Origin of the sequence: Pseudooceanicola nanhaiensis DSM 18065, assembly GCF_000688295.1 — a bacterium.
In the GTDB taxonomy this organism is placed as follows: domain Bacteria; phylum Pseudomonadota; class Alphaproteobacteria; order Rhodobacterales; family Rhodobacteraceae; genus Pseudooceanicola; species Pseudooceanicola nanhaiensis.
On record NZ_JHZF01000011.1, the window covers coordinates 1,216,991 to 1,237,922 of the forward strand.

The window sequence follows — 20,932 nt, forward strand, 5'->3', positions numbered from 1 at the left end:
CCCTTGGGACCGCGTCGTTTCCGCCCTGGCGGGAGGCCCCGCCGCTCAGGGTCACTTTTCCCTGCGGAGGGAGAAATTTCAAGCCTAAAGTTTTATACTTGAAATTTCTCCGCGACCCGTGGAAAGTTTCCCGAGCACCGACGCCTTGAAGGAGGGAAGCGCATGAAGACCGTCTGCATCGGGGGCGGGCCGTCCGGCCTCTACTTCGCGATCAGCCTCAAGCTCCGCAATCCGGAGGCCGAGGTGCTGGTGATCGAACGCAACAGGCCCGACGACACCTTCGGCTGGGGCGTCGTGCTGTCGGACGAGACGCTCGACAACCTCGAGAAGAACGATCCCAGGAGCGCCGAGGCGATCCGCGGCCATTTCGCCTATTGGGACGACATCAAGGTGGTGAAGGAAGATGTGGCCATCACCTCGACCGGCCACGGCTTCTGCGGTCTGGGGCGGAAGGTGATGCTGATGCTCCTGCAGGACCGCTGCCGCGAGCTCGGGATCGAGATGCGGTTCGAGACGGAGGTCGAGGACCTCGATGCCCTCAAGGCCGAGTACGACCTCGTGGTCGCCGCCGACGGGATCAACTCGAAGACCCGCACGCAATATGCCGACGCCTTCAAGCCCGAGATCGACACCCGCGCCTGCAAGTTCGTCTGGCTCGGCACCCGCGCGAAGTTCGACGACGCCTTCACCTTCATCTTCAAGAAGACCCCGCACGGCTGGGTCTGGGCGCATGCCTACCAGTTCGACGCCGACACCGCGACCTTCATCGTCGAATGTGCCGAGGACACCTGGCGCGCCATCGGCTTCGACACGATGAGCCAGGAGGCATCGATCGCGGAATGCGAGCGCATCTTCGCGGACCACCTCGACGACAACGCGCTGATCTCCAACGCCAAGCACCTGCGCGGCTCGGCCTGGCTGAACTTCAACCGGGTGCTCTGCGAGAAGTGGCATCACGAGAACGTCGTCCTCCTGGGCGATGCCTCGGCGACGGCGCATTTCTCGATCGGGTCGGGCACCAAGCTGGCGCTCGAATCGGCCATCGCGCTGGCGGAGCTGGTCAGCACAAAGCCGTCGCTCGAGGAGGCCTTCACCGCCTACCAGGAGGAGCGCCGCCTCGACGTCCTCCGCCTGCAATCGGCGGCGCGCAACTCCACCGAGTGGTTCGAGGACGTGGAGCGCTATCTCCACCTCGATCCCGTACAGTTCAACTATTCGCTCCTGACCCGCTCCCAGCGGATCAGCCACGAGAACCTGCGCCTGCGCGACCCCGAATGGCTGAAGAGCGCCGAGGAATGGTTCCAGGCCCAGGCCGGCGCGAACGGCCACCGCGCGCCGATGTTCGCGCCCTTCCGGCTGCGGGACATGGCGCTGAAGAACCGCGTCGTGGTGTCGCCCATGGCCCAGTACAAGGCCGTCGACGGCTGCCCCACCGACTGGCACTTCGCCCATTACGCCGAACGCGCCAAGGGCGGCGCGGGGCTCGTCTATATCGAGATGACCTGCGTCTCGCCCGAGGGCCGCATCACGCCCGGCTGCCCCGGCCTCTACGCGCCCGAGCACGAGGCGGCGTGGCGGCGGCTGACGGATTTCGTCCATGCCGAGACCGGCGCGAAGCTCTGCATGCAGATCGGGCATTCGGGCCGGAAAGGCTCCACCCAGCTCGGCTGGGAGGAGATGGACGCGCCGCTCAAGGAAGGGAACTGGGAGACGGTCTCGGCCTCCGACCTGCCCTGGGGCGACGGTCACTCGAAGCCGCGCGCCATCGACCGGGCCGGGATGGACGCGATCCGCGACCAGTTCGTGAGCGCCACCGAAATGGCCGACCGCGCGGGCTTCGACATGATCGAGCTGCACGCGGCACACGGCTACCTGCTGTCGTCCTTCATCTCGCCCGTCTCGAACAACCGCACCGACGAATACGGCGGCAGCCTCGAGAACCGGATGCGCTACCCGCTCGAGGTCTTCCGCGCCATGCGTGCCGCCTGGCCCGAGGACAAGCCCATGTCCGTCCGCATCTCGGCCACCGACTGGGTCGGCGAGCGCGGCGTCGAGGGCGAGGAGGCGGTCGAGATCGCGCGCCTCTTCCGCGAGGCCGGGGTGGATATCGTCGATGTCTCGGCGGGCCAGACCTCGGTCGAGGCGCGCCCGGTCTATGGCCGGATGTTCCAGACGCCGTTCTCGGACCGCATCAGGAACGAGGGCGGGATCCCCACCATGGCCGTCGGCAATATCTACGAGCCCGACCACGTCAACTCGATCCTGATGGCGGGCCGCGCGGACCTCGTCTGCCTCGCCCGGCCGCACCTGGCCGATCCCTACTGGACGCTCCATGCCGCGGCCGCGCTCGGCGACGAGGAGACCGCCTGGCCCCTGCCCTACCTCCCCGGCCGCGACCAGATGCGCCGCCTCGCCGAGCGCGGCGAGGGGCTGGGGATCCGCGTATGACCGACCTCTCGGGCCGCCGCGCGCTCGTCACCGGCGGCGGAGGCGGCCTCGGTGCGGATCTCGCGCGGGGGCTGGCTGCGGCGGGGGCCGAGGTCTGGATCGCCGGGCGGAGGGCCGAGGCGCTGGAGACGGTCGCGGCGGACGCGCCGGGCGGGCGCATCCATCCGGTCGCAGCCGACGTCACCGACGAGGCCTCGGTCGCCGCGATGTTCGATGCGGCGGGCCCCTGCGACATCGTCATCGCCAATGCCGGGGCGTCCGAGAGCGCGCCCTTCGGGAAGACCTCGCTCGCCGCCTGGGAGCGGATGATCTCGGTCAACCTCACCGGCTGCTTCCTGACCCTCCGCGAGGGCGCGCGGCAGATGGACGGCTGGGGCCGCCTCATCGCGGTCGCCTCGACCGCGGGGCTCAAGGGCTACGGCTACGTCTCGGCCTATGCGGCGGCAAAGCATGGCGTGGTCGGCATGGTGAAGAGCGCCGCGCTGGAGATGGCGCGGAGCGGGGTGACGGTGAACGCCCTCTGCCCCGGCTTCCTCGACACCGAGATGACCGCGGCCTCCATCGCCAACATCACCGAAAAGACCGGCATGAGCGCCGAAGCCGCCCGCGCCTCGCTCGAGAAGATGTCCCCCCAGAAGCGCCTGATCCGGCCGGCGGAGGTCACCGCCGCCGCCCTTTGGCTCTGCGGGCCGGGGTCGGAGGGGATCACCGGCCAGGCCATCTCGATCTCCGGCGGTGAGGTCTAGGGCGGGATTAACCCTGCCGCGCCCCGCCCGAGGCGGGAAGTATGCCGGGCTTAAGCCCGGGGCTCCACGCGGATCACCCCGCCGTAGGGTGCCTGTCCGCACGCAGCGCCCTCAACCCGCGCAAGCCGGGCAAGCGCCGGCCCGTGGGGTGGCCCGGCCGCACCTCTGTGCCTCTAGATTTATGCCAGCCCTGGCAGCTCCCATGCCGACACGATGCGCCCAGGTCACCGAAGCGCCAGCCCGCGTTCGTCGGGCAAAAGGTCCCCCGGACCTTTTGCTGACCCTCCTCACCGGGCCGGCGCCTGTCCGGCGCCCTGCGGGCTTGTCCCGGACATTGGAAACAGCACAGCCCGAGAAACCTCCCGCATCGACGGGATAGGTTCACCGCGCCGATTATCCCGCCTCAAAAGACCCAGCGATTTCTTGACGCCCCCGGCCCTGTCATGGGCAGAACGAACGCTCATCCCAATCGCGCCGAGGCGCCCCGAACGTCGTAAGCCGGGCGCAAGCCCGGCCTACCGTCTTATCCAGCGCTCACGCGCGCTTCCGCGCCGCCGTCACCTTCGAGAACCCGGCCATGGACGCATACCCGCCCACGATCGCCTTCCGGTCGGCGAGGCAGAGCACCTTCTCGACGTCCTTGAACCCGGCCGGAGCGCGCTTCTCGACCTCGTCGATCACCCGCTCCGGACCACCGAGGCGGTTGGTCCGCACGACCTCGGCCGTCTTCGGCAGGCGCTCCTTCTCGTAGGCCCAGAGCGCCGCCCTCGGATGCTCCGCCCGCGCCATGTTGTCCGCCAGGCAGCGCGCATCCAGGATCGCCTGGCTCGCCCCGTTGGAGCCCACCGGGTACATCGGGTGCGCCGCATCGCCCAGGAGCGTCACCCGCCCGAAGGTCCAGCGCGGCAGGGGATCGCGGTCCGCCATGGGATATTCGAAGATCGCGGGGGTCTTCTTCACCAGCCCGCCGATGTCCATCCCCGGCACGTGGAACCTGAGCGCATGCGGCAGGACCTGCGCCAGAGAGGCCTGCCGCGACCAGGAATCCGGCGGCGGGGGCGACATCGCTCCGTCCTTCACCCGGATGTTCACCACCCAGTTCATCAGCTGCTTGCCCTTCACCGCCGGCGCAATCGGGTAGAGCACGAACTTTCCGCCGAGCCCGCCGCCGATGGCCATCGTCTCTCCGTCCTCCCAGACCGGCCATTCGGTCGCGCCGCGCCACATGACGACGCCCTGCCAGGAGGGCGACCCCTCGTTCGGGTAGAAGACCCTCCGCCCGACCGAGTGGATCCCGTCGGCGCAGATCAGCACCTCGCCGCGGCAGGTCTCGCCCGCGCCGCCCATGAGGCTGTCGCTGAAATGCGCGGTCACCCCGCCGTCATCCTGCACGAAGCCTTCGAGCCGCCGCCCGGTGCGGACCCTCGAGGGCCCGAGCCGCTCCAGCACGGCGTCATAGATCACCTTCTGCAGCCGCCCGCGGTGGATCGAGAACTGCGGCACCTCGTGGCCCGCATGGGTCCCGCGAAGCTCGGACCAGACCTCCTGGCCCTGCTTCGTCAGGTAGGACAGCTTCCGCGTCCGCACCCCGACCGCATCGAGCGCGGGCAAGAGCCCCAGCTCCGCCAGCTCCTTGATGGCGTGCGGCAGGACGTTGATCCCGACACCCACCTCGCGGACCTCGCGGGCGGCCTCGTAGACCACCACGTCGAGCCCCCTCGCGTTCAGCATCAGGGCCGTGGTGAGCCCGCCGATGCCCGCCCCTGCGACGATGATCGTCATCGGGTCACTCCTCTTCGGGCGGCAGGAAGTCCACCTCGTGCTTGGCCGAGATCGCCACCACGTCGGCCGGGTTCGGTTCGGGCCCGAGGTTGTGGAGCGCCCAGAAGAGGTCGTAGAGCCGCCGCGTGGGCGCGACCCAGAAGAGGCACTTGATGGTCGTGTCGGTCTTGTTGAAGATCCCGTGCGGGATGCCCATCGGCAGGCGGATCGTGTCGCCCGGCTCGGCATAGGTCTCGACCCCGTTCAGGAGCAGATCGAACCGGCCTTCGAGGACATAGATGAACTCGTCCTGCGTCGGGTGGATGTGCGGCGGCACGAAGGTGCCCTTCGGCAGGGTCGCGTGCCAGGCCATCGAGTTCTCGGACTTCGTCTTCGGGACATAGGTCTGCCCGAGGATGTTCCACGAGATGTCCTCGATGCCGGAGTTCGACTTGGTAACGCCAGGGATCATGGGGGGTCCTTTCAATCAGACGTGCAGGAAACGGTCCTTCACCTCGGGGGTGGCAAGGATCTCTTGCGTGGTGCCGGTCCAGACCACGCGGCCCTTCTCGATCACCACGTGCCGGTCGGCGAATTTCGTGAGCGCATCGACGTTCTTGTCGATGACGAGGATCGCCTCGCCCTCGGCCTTGAGCCGCGCGAGGCAGGCCCAGATGTCGGCGCGGATGAGCGGGGCGAGGCCTTCCGTCGCCTCGTCCAGCACCATGAGCCGCGGGTTGGTCATCAGCGCCCGGCCGATGGCCAGCATCTGCTGTTCGCCACCCGAGAGCTGGTTGCCCATGTTGCGGCGGCGTTCCTCCAGCCGGGGGAAGAGCTCGTAGATCCGCGTCAGCGTCCACTTGCCGGGCCGGGCGGTGGCGCGAAGGTTCTCCTCCACGTTCAGCGTCGGAAAGACCTGGCGGCCCTCCGGCACCAGCCCCATGCCGGCGAGCGCGATGCGGTGCGGCTCGGCCCCCGTGAGGTCGCGGCCGTCGATGGCCACGTTCCCGCCGCGCGGCCGCAGCAGGCCGAAGATCGACTTCACGGTCGTCGTCTTGCCCATCCCGTTGCGGCCGAGAAGCGTCACCACCTCGCCCTGCCCGACCTCCAGGTCGATCCCGAAGAGGATGCGGCTTTCACCATAGGCGGCCTCGAGGCCCTCGACACGCAGCATCAGGCGACCTCCTCTTCTTCCTCGCCCAGGTAGGCGGCGCGCACCTGCGGGTCCGAGCGGATCGCCTCGGGCGTGCCGGTGGCGATGATCCGGCCGTAGACAAGGACCGAGACCCGGTCGGCGAGCGCGAAGACCGCCTCCATGTCGTGCTCGATCAGGACCATGGTGAAGCGGCCCTTGAAGCGCTTGAGCCGGGCGACGAAGGCCTCGGCATCCTCGCCGCCGACCCCCGCGAGCGGTTCGTCGAGGAGGAGGACCTTGGGCTGCGTCGCAAGCGCAATGGCCAGTTCCAGCCGGCGGTGTTCGCCGTGGCTGAGCGCGCTGGCCCGGACATGGGCACGGTCGTCGAGCCCCGCCTCCTTCAGCGCGGCGAGGGCGGCGTCATTCAGCTCCTCCTCCTGCGCCACGGGGGCGAAGAAGCGGAAGCTGGAGCCGGAACGGGCCTGGACGGCCACGGCGACGTTTTCGAGCGCGGTGAAGCCCGGCAGGATGGAGGTGATCTGGAACGACCGCGCGAGGCCGAGCTTCACCCGCTCGGGCATCGACAGCCCGGTCACATCCTGCCCGCCGATGGCGACTGCACCGCTGTCCGAGGGCAGCTGCCCCGAAAGCTGCGAGATCAGCGTCGTCTTGCCGGCCCCGTTCGGTCCGATGATCGCGTGGATCTCGCCCGAGGCGACCTCGAGCGACACGTCGTCCGTGACCTTCAGCGCGCCGAAGTTCTTGGTGAGGTTCCTTACCGAAAGCGTGGTCATTCCTTGCCCCTCGCGATCCCGTATTTCTCCAGCACCCCGGTGATCCCGCGTGGCGAGAAGAGCACCATGAGGACGAGGAAGAGCCCGAAGAGAAGCGGCCAGTGCTCGGTCAGCACGCCCAGCCATTCCTCGAGCAGGAGCGCCGCCGCAGCCCCCGCGATCGGCCCGGCCAGCGTGCCGACACCGCCGAGCACGACCATGACGATCAGCTCGCCCGAGCGGTGCCAGGACATGAAGGCGGGCGAGACGAACTGCGCCTGGTTGGCGAGGATCACGCCGGCGACCGAGGTGATGCAGCCGGAGATGACGAAGGCCGTCAGCTGGTAGCGGAAGGGCGAATAGCCCACGGCCTCCATCCGCGTCGCGTTCTCGCGGATGCCGGTGAAGACCCGGCCGAAGCGGCTGCCGACGATGCGGTTGCACAGCAGGAAGAGCGCGGCCAGCAGTCCGAGGGCCATGTAGTAGAGCCCGTAATCGCTGTGCAGGATGTCGGTCCCGAGCACGGTCGACTTCTGCGACAGCGAATAGCCGTCATCCCCGCCATAGGCCGAGAGCGAGATGAAGAAGAAGAACGCCATCTGCCCGAAGGCGAGCGTGATCATGATGAAATAGACGCCCCGCGTGCGGAGCGAGATCGCCCCCGTCACCAGCGCGAAGAGCGCCGAGACGACCATCGCCCCGAGGATCTGGAGCACCATGTCGTTGATCCCGTAGCTCGACAGGATCGCGACCGCATAGGCCCCGAAGCCGAGGTAGGCGGCATGCCCGAAGCTCACCAGCGCGCCGTAGCCGAGGATCAGGTCGAGCGCCATCGCGGCGATCGCATAGGCGAGGATCCGGGTGCCGATCAGCACGTAGAAGGGATCGTTCAGCGCCGAGGCCAGGGGCGGCAGCAGCGCGAAGAGGACGAAGAGCAGCGCCGCCGCCTTCACCCGTCCCGCGAGGGCCGGGGCGCGGGTGGCGGTCGGAGCGGTGGTGACGTCCGACATCATGCGCTCCTCCCGAAGAGACCGGCGGGTTTTGCGAAGAGGATCAGCGCCATGAGGATGTAGACCAGCATCGGCGCCAGCACGCGGCCCATCTGCCCCGCCGCCGCCGGGTCGAGGACCGAGCGCAGCAGGATCGGGCCGAAGACGCCGCCGAGGGTGTCGACGATCGCCACGATCAGCGCGCCGAGGAAGGCCCCCTTGACCGAGCCGATGCCGCCGATGACGACCACCACGAAGGCGAGGATCAGCACGCTCTCCCCCATCCCGGTATCGACCGAGAGGATCGGCGCGACCAGCGCCCCGGCGAGGCAGGCGAGCACCGCGCCCAGCGTGAAGACGATGGCAAAGAGCTTGTTGATGTCGACGCCGAGCGCCGAGACCATGGTGCGGTTCGTGGCCCCTGCCCGCAGCAGCATCCCGATCCGCGTATGGTTCACCACGACGTAGAGCCCGACCGCGACGGCAAGCCCTGCGGCGATCACGGCGATCCGGTAGACCGGGTATTGCAGCGGTCCCATCAGCGGGACGGACCCCGACAGGAGCTCGGGCATCGGCACCGACAGCGGCGAGGTGCCCCAGGTGATCTCGACCAGCTCGTTGATGATCATGACCAGCCCGAAGGTCGCCAGCACCTGGTCGAGGTGCGAGCGGGCGTAAAGCCTTCGCATCACCACGACCTCCAGTATCAGCCCGACCGCCACCGCGGCGGGCAGCATCAGCAGGAGTCCCCACCAGAAACTGCCCGTCAAAGCCGCGAATGTGGCGATCAGGTAGGCGCCCACCATGTAGAGGACGCCATGGGCAAGGTTGATCACGTCCATGATCCCGAAGACGAGCGTCAGGCCCGCCGCAATCAGAAACAACAGAACACCCAGCTGAACCCCGTTCAGGAGCTGGAGAACGAACAGGTTCATCATGGACGCAATCCCCTCACCAACGCACCGTCACTGCATCGCGCAATCGGCGGCGTAGTTGTCGACGTAATCGTCGAAGATCTTCTCCTTCACCGAGGTGCCGTAATAGCCGTCGTCACGCTTCACGGCCTCCACGAGGTAGAAGTCCTGGATCGGATAGTTGTTGGCCCCGAACGAGAAGTCGCCGCGCGGGCTGTCGAAATCGGCCTCCTTGATCGCGGCGCGCAGGGCGTCGCGGTCGGTGAGGTCTCCGCCGACCTTCTTCACGGCGCTGTCGATCAGCTGCGCCGCGTCATAGGCCTGCATCGCGTAGGTGCCGGGAACGGCCTCGTACTTCTCGATGTAATCGGCGACGAAGGTCCTGTTCGCCTCGTTGTCCATGTCCGGCGCCCAGTTCGCGCCGCCCAGCATCCCGACGGCGGCATCCTGCGTCGCAGGCAGCGTCGTCTCGTCCACCGTGAAGGCCGACAGGAACGGAATGCCCGAAAGCCCCGCCTGCGCATATTGCTTCACGAGGTTCACGCCCATGCCGCCCGGCATGAAGGTGAAGACGGCATCCGGCTGGAAGGCCGCGATCTGCGCCAGTTCGGAGTTGAAGTCGAGCTGCCCGAGCTCGGTATAGACCTCGCCGGCCAGTCCGCCCTTGTAGGAGTTCTTGAAGCCCGCGACCGAATCCTTCCCGGCCTGGTAGTTCGGCACCATCAGGAAGACGTTCTGGTAGCCCTGCTGCTGCGCATAGGCGCCCATCACCTCGTGGTTCTGGTCGTTCTGGTAGGAGGTGGTGAAGAAGTTCGGGCTGCACTCGGCGCCGGCGAAGTTCGAGGTCCCCGCGTTGGTCGAGATCAGGATGTTGCCCGACGAGGTCACCGGCTGGTGGATCGCCATCAGGATGTTCGAGAAGATCGGCCCCACGACGAAGTCGACATTTTCGCGCTGCACCAGTTCGCGCGCCTTGTCGGCGGCAAGGTCGGGGCGGCCTTCGTCGTCCACGACGACGATCTCGGTCTTCATCCCTCCGATGTCGCCCATCTTCTCGGCCGCCAGCATGAAGCCGTTCTTCGCCTGCACGCCAAGCGCGGCGGGCGGGCCGGAGAGGGTGTAGACGAGGCCGATCTTCAGCACGTCGTCATTGGCCGAGGCGGGGACGTCCTGCGCGAAGGCCTGGGCGGAGAGCCCGAGGGTCAGCACCGTCGAGGCGAGCAGTCTGGTCTTGGTGGTCATTGGTAACTCCCTGGTTTGTGTCGTCGCGGCTTTGCCGTCTTGTTGGGCCTTCCGGCCTTTCGGAGGCATCCGCCGTGCAGGTGCATTCAGCGATCCAGCACGTTGCGAATGCAAGTTATTTCCCCGGTTCTGTCGCCTCCGCCCGGTCGAGCGCCGCGCGCATCAGGGGCGAGTCCGGATCGGCCAGCCCGTCGATGACGCTGAAATGGTGCCGGTCGGGTTCGACCACGCAGGCGGTCCGGGCGCCGAGCCCGTGCCAGATGTTGGGCAGAAGCGCCGCCTGACGCAGGAACTCCTGCCGCTCGCCGCCGCCGACCCATGCGGTCAGCTGCACGCCCGGCAGCGGGCGCTTGAGCGCCGGGCTGTTCGCCTCGGCACTCTCCATGTCGAGCTTCAAGAGGTCGTTCCGCGCGGTGTTCATCAGCGGGCGCAGGTCGTGCAGGCCCGAGATGGAGACCACGTGCTTCAGCCGGGCCTGAACGGCGCCGGGCAGCGGGCTGTCGTGGCACATCATGGCCGAGACGAGATGCCCGCCCGCCGAATGGCCGGAGATGACGATGGGGCCCGCGATCTCGTTGGCGGCATGCGCAATGGCCGCGCCGACCTGGCCGGTGATGTCGGTGATCGAGACGTCCGGGCAGAGGTCATAGGAGGGAATCGCCACCGCCCAGCCCCGCGCCACGGCGCCTGCGGCCAGGTGCGACCAGTAGCTCTTGTCGAGTGCGATCCAGTAGCCGCCATGCACGAAGACGAAGAGCCCGCGCGGCGTCCCTTCGGGCAGGAAGAGGTCGTAGCGGTGCCGCGCGCCTTCCCCGTAGGCGAGGTCCAGACGGGCGTTCGCGGAGTTGCGGAAATTTTCGGCAGGCGCCACCCACGGCCCCGGATATTCGGTGCCGCCGGGGATGTTGCGCCCGTTCTCGTAGGCGCTTTCCCAATCCTTCACGTCGAAGACGATCACGCAGGATCTCCCTTGTTTTATGGGGCAGCGGCCGGAAATCTCGCCTCCGAAGCGCCGTCCTTTTCAGCATCGTTACGCGGCGGCGAATATATTTCAAGCTCAAACCTTTTTTGCTTGAAATAATTTTGGGCGCTGCCTAGCCTTCGATCATTCCCGTCGAAACCACCGCAGGAGACGAGCGTGGCAGTGACCGGCCCCGATGCCAATCCCGAAGCGCAGACCCGTGACTTGCCCGCCTCGAAAGAGCGGCTGAGGATGTGGCTCCGGATGCTGAAGAGCACCCGCCGGGTCGAGGCCGCGCTACGTGAGCGGCTGCGCCGGGACTTCGCGACCACCCTGCCCCGGTTCGACGTCATGGCCGCCCTCGCCCGCTACGAGGACGGGCTGAAGATGAGCGCGCTGTCGGGCGTCCTGCGGGTCTCGAACGGGAACGTGACGGGCATCGTGGACCGGCTGGCCGAGGAAGGGCTCGTCGTCCGCGTGCAGGTGCCGGGCGACCGCCGCGCCTCGCTCGTGCGGCTGACGCGCAAGGGACAGGAGGTCTTTGCCCAGCAGGCCCGCGCGCACGAGGCCTGGATCGGCGAATTGCTCGAGGATTTCACGCCCGAGGAGGCGCGCATGTTCTCGGACCGCTTCGACGCGGTGACACACAAGGACGAGGAGGACCCGGCATGAAGGCCGACACCCAACATTTCCGCTGCGAGATCGAGGAGGGCATCGCGACGCTCCGGCTCGACCGGCCGGACCGCAAGAACCCGCTGACCTTCGAGTCCTATGCCGAGCTCCGCGACTGGTTCCGCGAACTGCATTACGACGACGAGGTGAAGGCCGTGGTCTTCGCCTCGAACGGCGGCAACTTCTCCTCGGGCGGCGACGTGCACGACATCATCGGGCCGCTCACCAGGATGTCGATGAAGGAGCTTCTCGCCTTCACCCGGATGACCGGCGATCTCGTCAAGTCGATGATCAATTGCGGCAAGCCGATCATCGCCGCCGTCGACGGGATCTGCGTCGGCGCCGGCGCCATCATCGCCATGGCATCGGACATCCGGCTGGCCTCTCCCGAGGCCAAATGCGCCTTCCTCTTCACCCGCGTCGGCCTCGCCGGTTGCGACATGGGCGCCTGCGCCATGCTCCCCCGCATCATCGGCCAGGGCCGGGCGGCGGAACTGCTCTATACGGGCCGGTCGATGTCGGCCTCCGAGGGCGAGGCCTGGGGCTTCTGGAACCGTCTGGTCGAGGCCGGGAACCTCGAGGCCGAGGCGGTCGAGATGGCCAGGCGCATCGCGGCGGGTCCGAACTTCGGTCACATGATGACCAAGACGATGCTGAACCAGGAATGGAACATGTCGCTCGAGCAGGCCATCGAGGCCGAGGCGCAGGCGCAGGCGATCTGCATGCAGACCGCCGATTTCACCCGCGCCTTCGAGGCCTTCGTGGCCAAGAAAACCCCGGTCTTCGCAGGCGACTGATGGCGGACACATCCTATCTCGACTGGCCCTTCCTCGAGCCCCGCCACAAGGCGCATGCCGAAACCCTGGACACATGGGCCGGCACCCTCGGCCCGATCGACCACCACGACACCGACAACGCCTGCCGGTCGCTCGTCGCGAAGCTGGGTGCCGACGGCTGGCTGGAACCGACCGCCGTGGACCCGGCCGATCCGAAGCCGCTCGATGTCCGCACCCTCTGCCTCTCGCGTGAAACGCTCGCCCGGCACGACGGCCTCGCGGACTTCGCCTTCGCGATGCAGGGGCTCGGGACCGGGGCGCTCTCGCTCTTCGGCTCGGACGCGCAGCGGGACGAATGGCTGCCGCTCACCCGCAGCGGCAAGGCGATCTCCGCCTTCGCCCTGACCGAGCCGCAATCGGGCTCGGACGTGGCGAACTCCACCATGACCGCGCGGGATGACGGCGACGCCTGGGTGCTGGACGGCGAGAAGACCTGGATCTCGAACGGCGGCATCGCCGACGTCTACACCCTCTTCGCCCGCTCCGAGGACACGCCGGGCGCCAAGGGCCTCTCGGCCTTCGTCGTCCCCGCCGACACGCCCGGCCTCGAGATCGCCGAGCGGCTCGAGACCATCGCGCCCCACCCCCTCGCCACGCTCCGCTTCACCGGCGCCCGGCTGCCCAAGTCGGCGCTGATCGGGGAGCGCGGCCAGGGCTTCAAGATCGCCATGTCCGTCCTCGACGTCTTCCGCACGACCGTCGCGGCGGCCGGCCTCGGCTTCGCCCGGCGGGCGCTGGACGAGGCCGTCACCCGCGTGACCGCGCGCAAGGTGCAGGGCAAGCCGCTCTCGGACCTCCAGATGGTGCAGGCGCATATCGCCGAGATGGCGCTGAAGGTCGATGCCTCGGCCCTCCTCGTCTACCGCGCCGCCTGGGCCAAGGATTCGGGCGCCCCCCGCGTCAGCCGGGAGGCCGCGATGGCCAAGCTCTTCGCCACCGACGAGGCGCAGAAGGTGATCGACGCCGCCGTCCAGCTGCATGGCGGCGACGGCGTGCGGGCGGGCGAGACGGTCGAACGGCTCTACCGCGAGATCCGGGCGCTCCGGATCTACGAGGGCGCCTCGGACGTGCAGAAGGTCATCATCGCTAGACAGACACTCGACGCGGCCCGCGCCTGACGCGGGCCTGAACCCGCCGCATCACGGGCGCAAAGACCCGGAGCGGCCTCACAGGGAGACCGACCACATGACGGCCACCAGCGACCTGTCCGACATCCTCGGCCCCTCGGCCCATGTCGACAGCTTCACCCGCGACAACCTTCCCGACCCGGACCTCTGGCCCGAGTTCCGGATGGAGGGCTTCCAGTACCCCGACCGCATCAACATCGGCGTGGAACTCACGGATGCCATGGTGGAACGCGGCTTCGGGGACCGCACGGCGCTGATCGGAAACGGGCGCCGCCGGACCTACAAGGAACTCGCCGACTGGACCAACCGCCTGGCTCACGCGATGGTCGAGGATCTGGGCGTAAAGCCCGGGAATCGCGTCCTGATCCGGTCTGCCAACAACCCGGCCATGGTCGCCGTCTGGCTTGCCGCGACGAAGGCCGGCGCGGTGGTGGTGAACACCATGCCGCTCTTGCGCGCGGGCGAGCTGGGCCAGATCGTCGACAAGGCCGAGATCGAATTCGCCTTCTGCGACACCCGCCTGATGGACGAGATCGTCACCTGCGCAAAAACCAGCAGGTTCCTCAAGACGGTCGTGGGCTTCGACGGCACCTCGAACCACGACGCGGAGCTCGACCGGCTGGCGCTGGAGAAACCCGTCCAGTTCCAATCGGTCGAGACGGGCCGCGACGATGTCGCCCTGCTCGGCTTCACCTCCGGGACGACCGGCTCTCCGAAGGCGACGATGCATTTCCACCGCGACCTGCTGATGATCGCGGACGGCTATGCGCGCGAGGTCCTGGGCGTCACGCCCGAGGACATCTTCGTCGGCTCCCCGCCTCTCGCCTTCACTTTCGGACTGGGCGGGCTTGCCGTCTTCCCGCTCCGCTTCGGGGCGGCGGCGACGCTGCTCGAGAACGCATCGCCGCCCAACATGATCGAGATCATCCAGAAGTATAAGGCGACGGTTTCCTTCACCGCGCCAACGGCTTACCGGGTGATGCTCAAGGCGATGGACGAGGGCGCGGACCTGTCGTCGCTCCGCGCCGCGGTCTCGGCCGGCGAGACGCTGCCGGCCCCGGTCTACGAGGAATGGATCAGGAAGACCGGCAAGCCGATGCTGGACGGGATCGGCTCCACCGAGATGCTGCACATCTTCATCTCGAACCGTTTCGACGACCACCGCCCCGCCTGCACCGGCAAGCCGGTCGGCGGCTACGAGGCGAAGATCATCGACGAGGCGGGGCAAGAGGTCCCGCGGGGCACGGTCGGGCGGCTTGCGGTGCGCGGGCCCACGGGCTGCCGCTATCTGGCGGACGACCGCCAGACGGCCTATGTCTCGGACGGCTGGAATGTGACCGGCGACGCCTTCACCATGGACGAGGACGGATACCTCCATTTCGCGGCGCGCAACGACGACATGATCATCTCGTCGGGCTACAACATCGCGGGGCCCGAGGTGGAGGCCGCCCTGCTCGCCCACCCCGCCGTGGCCGAATGCGCCGTCGTCGGCCAGCCGGACGAGGATCGCGGCGCCATCGTCGAGGCCCATGTCGTGCTCGCCCCGGATCACGTGGCCGGCCCCGAGCTGGCCAAGGCGTTGCAGGACCACGTGAAGGCCACGATCGCCCCCTTCAAATATCCGCGGTCGGTGAAGTTCACCGAGGCCCTGCCCAAGACCGAGACCGGGAAGATCCAGCGCTTCCGGCTGAAGACCCCCTCCGCCTGACACCCCGCTCACTGCAGGACAGACCCCGCCCGGCCCGGCCCGGCGGGGTCTTGGCGTTTCCCGGCCATGCGGGGGATGCAAGGCTCCAATGCGGATTCGGCATTACATGCGTTCTTCATCCATAAGCCTCCGTATTATATAAGGGCGTATCAACAGAGGATCCCTGCCATGAAGGACGTCGCCATTCTCCTGCACGAAGCCTCCGGGCTCCTGCGTCGCCGGTTCGAACAGGCGGCGCGGCCCGAGGGGCTGACGCTGATGCAATGGCGCGCCCTCGGGCTTCTGGACCAGCAGGGCCCGCTCAGACAGGTCGCCATCGGCGAGGCGCTCGAAGCCTCGCCCATGACGATCAGCGACCTTGCCGACCGGCTCGAATCCGCGGGCCTCGTGACCCGGGCGACCGACCCGTCCGACAGCCGGGCCAAGGTGCTGGAACTGACGGAAACGGGCGCCACGAAGCTTCGGACCATGCGGCGGATCAGCGAAGCCGTCTTCGCGCAGGTCTTCGCAGGCGTCACCGAGCGCGAGACCGCGGCGCTTCGGCAGGGGCTCCTCAAGCTCAAGAAGAACCTCGGAGGCGCGGCCCCGTCCGCCCCCGAAAAGGACGTCCAAGATGAACGCGAGAACTGAGAATATGGACGACGCCCAGCCCGTCGCCCCCGCAGCCGCCTCTCCTGCCGCCCCCGCGCCAAAGGCGCGCAAGGGCCGGCGCCGCGCATTGATGATCTCGGTCCCGCTGGCGCTCGCGTTGGCGGGCGGCGGTGCCTGGCTGCTCGGCGGCCGCTATGTCGAGACCGACAATGCCTATATCCACCAGCCGATGATCTCCGTCTCGCCCGACATCAGCGGGCGCGTGACCGAGGTGCTGGTGCACGAGAACCAGCGCGTCGAGGCGGGCACCCCGCTCTTCCGCATCGACCCGGCCGATTACCGCATCGCGCTCGACACGGCCGAAGCCCAGCTGGCGGCCGCCCGCCTGGCCGTGGCGCAGCAGCGTGCCGCCTACGCGACCGCCGCCGCCCAGCTGGATGCGGCCCGGGGGATCGAGGACGTCAAGCAGCGCGAACTCGAACGCCAGAGGGAGCTGACCGCCCGCGGCATCGGCTCCCAGGCCGCGCTCGACGAGGCGACGGTGGCCACCCGTTCGGCCACCAATTCCGTCGCCGTCGCGCAGGCCCAGCTCGACGCCGCCGCCGCGGCGCTCGGCGGCGATCCGGAGGCCGAGACCGATACCCTCCCGGCCGTGCGCGCCGCGCTTTCGGCCCGCGCCGCCGCCGCGCGCAACCTCGACCATACCGAGATCCGCGCCGCCGCCGCCGGCACCGTGAGCCAGATCGAAAGCCTGAACGTCGGCCAGTTCGTCCCCGCCGGCACCGGCATCGCGACGCTGGTCGATGCCGACGACACCTGGATCGAGGCGAATTTCAAGGAGACCCAGCTCGGCGGTCTGCAGGCCGGCCAGCCCGTGTCCATCGAGGTCGACGCCTATCCCGGCATGGAGCTCGAGGGCGAGGTCGAGAGCTTCGGCTCCGCCACCGGCTCCCAGTTCTCGCTGATCCCGGCGCAGAACGCGACCGGCAACTGGGTCAAGGTCGTGCAGCGCGTGCCGGTGCGCATCCGCCTCGACAGCGCGGCCGAGCGCCCGCTGCGCGACGGGATGAGCGTCACGGTCTCTGCCGACACGGGGGCCTCGCGGCTGGACCAGTTCCGATGACACAGACCCTTTCGGCCCCCAAGCTCTCGGTGGCCGCGCCGGGGCTGCTGACCGTCTCGATCATGATCGCGACCGTGATGCAGGTGCTCGACACCACCATCGCCAACGTCGCCCTGCCCCACATGGCCGCCAGCCTGAACGCGACGCAGGAAGAGATCACCTGGGTCCTGACCTCCTACATCGTGGCCTCGGCCATCGCGACCCCGCTGACCGGCTTCGCGGCCGACCGGCTGGGACGCCGGCGCGTCTTCACCACCTCGATCGCGGGGTTCGTGGCGACCTCGGTGCTCTGCGGCATCGCAAGCTCCCTGCCCGAGATGGTGATCTTCCGCATCCTCCAGGGCGTCTTCGGCGCCGCGCTGATCCCGCTCGCGCAGTCGGTGCTGCTCGACATCAACCCGCGCGAGAAGATCGGCCAGGCGATGGCGATCTACGGCGCCGGCATCATGGTGGGTCCGATCGTGGGCCCCACCCTCGGCGGCTACCTGACCGAGGTGTTCAACTGGCGCTACGTCTTCTTCATCAACCTGCCCGTCGGCCTCCTCGCCTTCCTGGGCGTGGCGGCCTTCATGCCCGCCGAGGACACGAAGCAACGCCGCTTCGACATGATGGGCTTCGCGATGCTGGCGCTGGCCGTCGGTTCGCTGCAGCTGATGCTGGACCGCGGGCAATCGGCGGGCTGGTTCGCCTCGGTCGAGATCTGGCTCTACCTCGGGCTGACGATCTCGGGCCTCTGGGCCTTCGTCATCCATTGCTGGGGTGCGCGCGAGCCCTTCGTGGAGCTCTCGATGTTCCGGGACCGCAACTTCGTGATGGGGCTGGTCTTCATCTTCATCATCGGGATGACGCTCTTCTCGGGTCTCGCGCTGCTGCCGCCGCTGCTGCAGAAGCTGATGGGCTATCCGGTGATCTCCACCGGGCTGGTGATGGCGCCGCGGGGCGTGGGCACGATGGTCTCGATGATCCTCGTCGGGCGGCTCGTCGCGCGCTTCGATCCGCGGGGGCTGGTGCTTTTCGGGCTGATCTGCACCGCCTGGTCGCTGCACATGATGACGGGCTTCGAGAGCGGGATGGATTCCACCCCGATCATCGTCTCGGGCGTGCTGCAGGGCTTCGGCCTGGGCTTCGTCTTCGTGCCGCTCTCCACGCTGACCTTCGCCACTCTGGCGAACCGGTTCCGGGGCGACGCCACGGCCATGTTCAGCCTCGTGCGCAACGTGGGCTCGGGCGTGGGCATCTCGATGGTGACGGTGGTGCTGGCGCATATGTCGACGGTCAACCACGAGGAGATCGCCTCGACCCTCACGGCGCAGTCGGGCGCGGTGCAGCACCTGATGCCGCAGCTCATCGCGGGGTCGCAGACCTATGCGGCGATCGTGGACGGGCTGGTCAGCCAGCAGGCCGCGATGGTCGCCTACATCGACAACTTCTTCCTGATGATGATCCTGACCGTCGCGACGATCCCGATCGTGCTGCTGCTGCGGCGGCCCGGCTGATCGTGGCCTCGCGGGCCACGCCCGGACCGCAGGGATCTCGCGCGCCCTCTGGCCCTCGCCGCCCGGGAGCGCTAAACGGGCGCGACACCTGAACAGAGAGCGCGGATCATGGCACGGCACCTCATCACCTCGGCCATCCCCTACATCAACGGGATCAAGCACCTCGGGAACCTGGTGGGCTCGCAGCTGCCCGCAGACCTCTACGCGCGCTACCTGCGGGGGCGCGGCCACGAGGTCCTGTTCCTCTGCGCGACCGACGAGCACGGCACGCCGGCCGAGCTGGCCGCCGCCAAGGCCGGCAAGCCCGTCGCCGAATATTGCGAAGAGATGCATGGCGTCCAGGCGAAGATCGCCGAGGGGTTCCGCCTGTCCTTCGACCATTTCGGCCGCTCCTCCTCGCCGCAGAACCACCGGCTGACCCAGCATTTCGCGGGCGTCCTGGCCGAGAAGGGGCTGATCCGCGAGGTCTCGGAGACGCAGATGTATTCGCCCACCGACGGGCGCTACCTGCCCGACCGCTACATCGAGGGCACCTGCCCCAATTGCGGGTTCGACAGCGCCCGGGGCGATCAGTGCGACAATTGCACCAAGCAGCTCGACCCCGTGGACCTGATCAACCCGCATTCCACCATCTCGGGCGCGACCGATCTGGAGATGCGCGAGACCAAGCACCTCTACCTGCGCCAGTCGGCCATGAAGGACGAGCTGGAGGCCTGGATCGACGGCAAGACCGACTGGCCGGTGCTGACCACCTCGATCGCGAAGAAATGGCTGAACGACGGCGACGGGCTGCAGGACCGCGGCATCACCCGCGACCTCGACTGGGGGATCCCGGTCAGGAAGGGCGAGGAAGACTGGCCGGGCATGGAGGGCAAGGTCTTCTACGTCTGGTTCGACGCCCCCATCGAATACATCGCCTGCGCGCAGGAATGGGTCGAGGCCGGCAAGGGCGACGACTGGGAGCGTTGGTGGCGCACCGACAAGGGCGCGGAGGACGTGACCTACACCCAGTTCATGGGCAAGGACAACGTGCCCTTCCACACGCTCGGCTTCCCGGCGACGATCCTGGGCTCGGGCGAACCCTGGAAGCTCGTCGATTACATCAAGTCGTTCAATTACCTGAACTACGACGGCGGCCAGTTCTCGACCTCGCGCGGGCGCGGCGTCTTCATGGACCAGGCGCTCGAGATCCTGCCCGCCGATTACTGGCGCTGGTGGCTGCTGAGCCATGCCCCCGAGAGCTCGGATTCCGAATTCACCTGGGAGAACTTCCAGCAATCGGTGAACAAGGACCTTGCCGACGTGCTGGGCAACTTCGTGAGCCGCGTCACCAAGTTCTGCCGCTCCAAGTTCGGAGAAGAGGTGCCCGCGGGCGGCAGCTACGGCCCGCAGGAAGAGGCGCTGATCGCCGATCTCACCGCCCGGATCGCGGCCTACCAGGGCCACATGGACGCGATCGAGGTCCGCAAGGCGGCGCAGGAGCTGCGCGCGATCTGGGTCGCGGGCAACGAATACCTGCAATCCGCGGCACCCTGGGCCGCCTTCAAGGAGGACCCGGAGCGCGCCGCCGCCATCGTCCGTCTCTCGCTGAACCTGATCCGGCTCTACGCGGTCCTCTCGGCCCCGTTCATTCCGGACAGCGCCGAGACCATGATGAACGCCTTCGGACCCGACGCCGTGCGCGACTGGCCCGCCGGCACCGCAGCGGATTTCGAGGCGCTGGAGCCCGGCGCGGCCTTCACCGTGCCCGAGAACCTCTTTGCCAAGATCGCCGACGAAAGCCGCGAGGATTGGCAGACCCGGTTCGCGGGCACGCGCAGCTGACGGCGCGCTGGCTCAGAACAGCATCTCGGCGTTGAGGCCCACGGTGATCGCGCCGATGGACTGGCCGGTGTCCGGATCGATGATCGGCAGGGAGACCTGGCCAAGGTAGCTCTTTGCCGATTCATCGAATTCGACATCGCTCACATGCATCGTGCCCGCCGGCATGCCGTAGGTTTCGTTGAACTTCGCCTCGTCGCCCTGCCAGTAGTCGGAGGTCGCATCGCTGGCGGCCACGTTCAGCCCGCGGTTGTCCATCACGAACACCTCCGAGATCACCCCGGCCGAGGCGGCCTGCCTGTCGCGCAGGAAGTCGGAGGCGGGGTTCGACAGAACGCCGTCGATCGTCGGACGGCTTTCGGCATTCACTTCGGCCTGCCAGCGCCGGTCGAGCGCGGTGATATCGGCATCCGAGAGCTCCGCATGCCGCCGGTTCTGCTTGCGGATCGCATCGATCAGCACCGGGTCGGACGTCCAGACGAGAACCTCGTTCTCCGTGTAGTATCGCATCGAGGGCTCGAAATCATTGGCCGATGCAGCCCCCGCCACAAGGCCCAGGGCCGTCGCCAGAAGAAGGGATTTCATGTCC

At 68.0% G+C, this 20,932-nt stretch carries 19 protein-coding genes; 10 read left to right on the forward strand and 9 right to left on the reverse strand.

The window, feature by feature from the left end:
• Positions 1 to 162: 162 nt before the first annotated feature.
• A complete protein-coding gene (locus tag Q344_RS0106830; RefSeq protein ID WP_028286042.1) occupies positions 163 to 2,448 on the forward strand; it encodes a bifunctional salicylyl-CoA 5-hydroxylase/oxidoreductase in 2,286 nt (761 codons plus the stop codon).
• Entirely contained in the window at positions 2,445 to 3,194 is a 750-nt protein-coding gene (locus Q344_RS0106835; protein WP_028286043.1) for an SDR family NAD(P)-dependent oxidoreductase, read from the forward strand. The genes Q344_RS0106830 and Q344_RS0106835 overlap by 4 nt, the downstream gene beginning before the upstream one ends.
• 534 nt (positions 3,195 to 3,728) lie before the next feature.
• On the opposite strand, the gene Q344_RS0106840 is transcribed toward Q344_RS0106835, so the two are convergent.
• The 8 genes from Q344_RS0106840 to Q344_RS0106875 form a co-directional block, all read right to left on the reverse strand.
• Positions 3,729 to 4,976, reverse strand: a complete 1,248-nt coding sequence (locus Q344_RS0106840; RefSeq protein WP_028286044.1) for a flavin-dependent oxidoreductase — start codon at positions 4,974 to 4,976, stop codon at positions 3,729 to 3,731.
• A gap of 4 nt (positions 4,977 to 4,980) precedes the next feature.
• The gene (locus Q344_RS0106845) at positions 4,981 to 5,427 is read right to left on the reverse strand and encodes a cupin domain-containing protein (protein WP_028286045.1); all 447 of its coding nucleotides are present in this window, start codon (positions 5,425 to 5,427) and stop codon (positions 4,981 to 4,983) included.
• 15 nt (positions 5,428 to 5,442) lie between these two features.
• Complete coding sequence (locus Q344_RS0106850; protein WP_028286046.1) at positions 5,443 to 6,129, reverse strand: ABC transporter ATP-binding protein; 687 nt, start codon at positions 6,127 to 6,129, stop codon at positions 5,443 to 5,445.
• Positions 6,129 to 6,884, reverse strand: a complete 756-nt coding sequence (locus Q344_RS0106855) for an ABC transporter ATP-binding protein (RefSeq protein WP_028286047.1) — start codon at positions 6,882 to 6,884, stop codon at positions 6,129 to 6,131. The genes Q344_RS0106850 and Q344_RS0106855 overlap by 1 nt, the downstream gene beginning before the upstream one ends.
• Complete coding sequence (locus Q344_RS0106860) at positions 6,881 to 7,873, reverse strand: branched-chain amino acid ABC transporter permease (protein WP_028286048.1); 993 nt, start codon at positions 7,871 to 7,873, stop codon at positions 6,881 to 6,883. Before Q344_RS0106860 ends, Q344_RS0106855 begins: the two co-directional genes overlap by 4 nt.
• On the reverse strand, positions 7,873 to 8,790 hold the full coding sequence (locus Q344_RS0106865; RefSeq protein WP_028286049.1) for a branched-chain amino acid ABC transporter permease: 918 nt from the start codon (positions 8,788 to 8,790) through the stop codon (positions 7,873 to 7,875). The genes Q344_RS0106860 and Q344_RS0106865 overlap by 1 nt, the downstream gene beginning before the upstream one ends.
• A 27-nt stretch (positions 8,791 to 8,817) precedes the next feature.
• A complete protein-coding gene (locus tag Q344_RS0106870) occupies positions 8,818 to 10,008 on the reverse strand; it encodes an ABC transporter substrate-binding protein (protein ID WP_028286050.1) in 1,191 nt (396 codons plus the stop codon).
• Between the two features lie 115 nt (positions 10,009 to 10,123).
• Positions 10,124 to 10,966, reverse strand: a complete 843-nt coding sequence (locus tag Q344_RS0106875; RefSeq protein WP_211249904.1) for an alpha/beta hydrolase — start codon at positions 10,964 to 10,966, stop codon at positions 10,124 to 10,126.
• Positions 10,967 to 11,146: 180 nt separating this feature from the next.
• Between Q344_RS0106875 and Q344_RS0106880 the strand changes: the two genes are divergently transcribed.
• From Q344_RS0106880 to metG, 8 genes are all read left to right on the forward strand, one after another.
• Complete coding sequence (locus tag Q344_RS0106880) at positions 11,147 to 11,641, forward strand: MarR family winged helix-turn-helix transcriptional regulator (RefSeq protein WP_028286052.1); 495 nt, start codon at positions 11,147 to 11,149, stop codon at positions 11,639 to 11,641.
• Positions 11,638 to 12,438: an enoyl-CoA hydratase family protein gene (locus Q344_RS0106885; RefSeq protein ID WP_028286053.1), complete on the forward strand. Its 801-nt coding sequence runs from the start codon at positions 11,638 to 11,640 to the stop codon at positions 12,436 to 12,438. The genes Q344_RS0106880 and Q344_RS0106885 overlap by 4 nt, the downstream gene beginning before the upstream one ends.
• Positions 12,438 to 13,595, forward strand: a complete 1,158-nt coding sequence (locus Q344_RS0106890; RefSeq protein ID WP_028286054.1) for an acyl-CoA dehydrogenase family protein — start codon at positions 12,438 to 12,440, stop codon at positions 13,593 to 13,595. Before Q344_RS0106885 ends, Q344_RS0106890 begins: the two co-directional genes overlap by 1 nt.
• A 94-nt stretch (positions 13,596 to 13,689) precedes the next feature.
• Positions 13,690 to 15,312 carry an AMP-binding protein gene (locus tag Q344_RS0106895; RefSeq protein ID WP_028286055.1) on the forward strand — a complete coding sequence of 541 codons (1,623 nt, stop codon included), beginning with the start codon at positions 13,690 to 13,692 and terminating at the stop codon, positions 15,310 to 15,312.
• A 168-nt stretch (positions 15,313 to 15,480) separates the two neighbouring features.
• On the forward strand, positions 15,481 to 15,942 hold the full coding sequence (locus Q344_RS25020; protein ID WP_051630333.1) for a MarR family winged helix-turn-helix transcriptional regulator: 462 nt from the start codon (positions 15,481 to 15,483) through the stop codon (positions 15,940 to 15,942).
• Positions 15,926 to 17,026, forward strand: coding sequence for an HlyD family secretion protein (locus Q344_RS0106905; RefSeq protein ID WP_028286056.1), 1,101 nt, complete (start codon positions 15,926 to 15,928; stop codon positions 17,024 to 17,026). Before Q344_RS25020 ends, Q344_RS0106905 begins: the two co-directional genes overlap by 17 nt.
• Complete coding sequence (locus Q344_RS0106910) at positions 17,023 to 18,522, forward strand: DHA2 family efflux MFS transporter permease subunit (RefSeq protein WP_036538423.1); 1,500 nt, start codon at positions 17,023 to 17,025, stop codon at positions 18,520 to 18,522. The genes Q344_RS0106905 and Q344_RS0106910 overlap by 4 nt, the downstream gene beginning before the upstream one ends.
• 108 nt (positions 18,523 to 18,630) lie before the next feature.
• Entirely contained in the window at positions 18,631 to 20,346 is a 1,716-nt protein-coding gene (gene metG, locus Q344_RS0106915) for a methionine--tRNA ligase (RefSeq protein WP_028286058.1), read from the forward strand.
• A gap of 12 nt (positions 20,347 to 20,358) precedes the next feature.
• Here metG and Q344_RS0106920 read toward each other — a convergent pair whose 3' ends face one another.
• Positions 20,359 to 20,928 carry a cache domain-containing protein gene (locus tag Q344_RS0106920; RefSeq protein WP_028286059.1) on the reverse strand — a complete coding sequence of 190 codons (570 nt, stop codon included), beginning with the start codon at positions 20,926 to 20,928 and terminating at the stop codon, positions 20,359 to 20,361.
• Positions 20,929 to 20,932 lie beyond the last annotated feature (4 nt).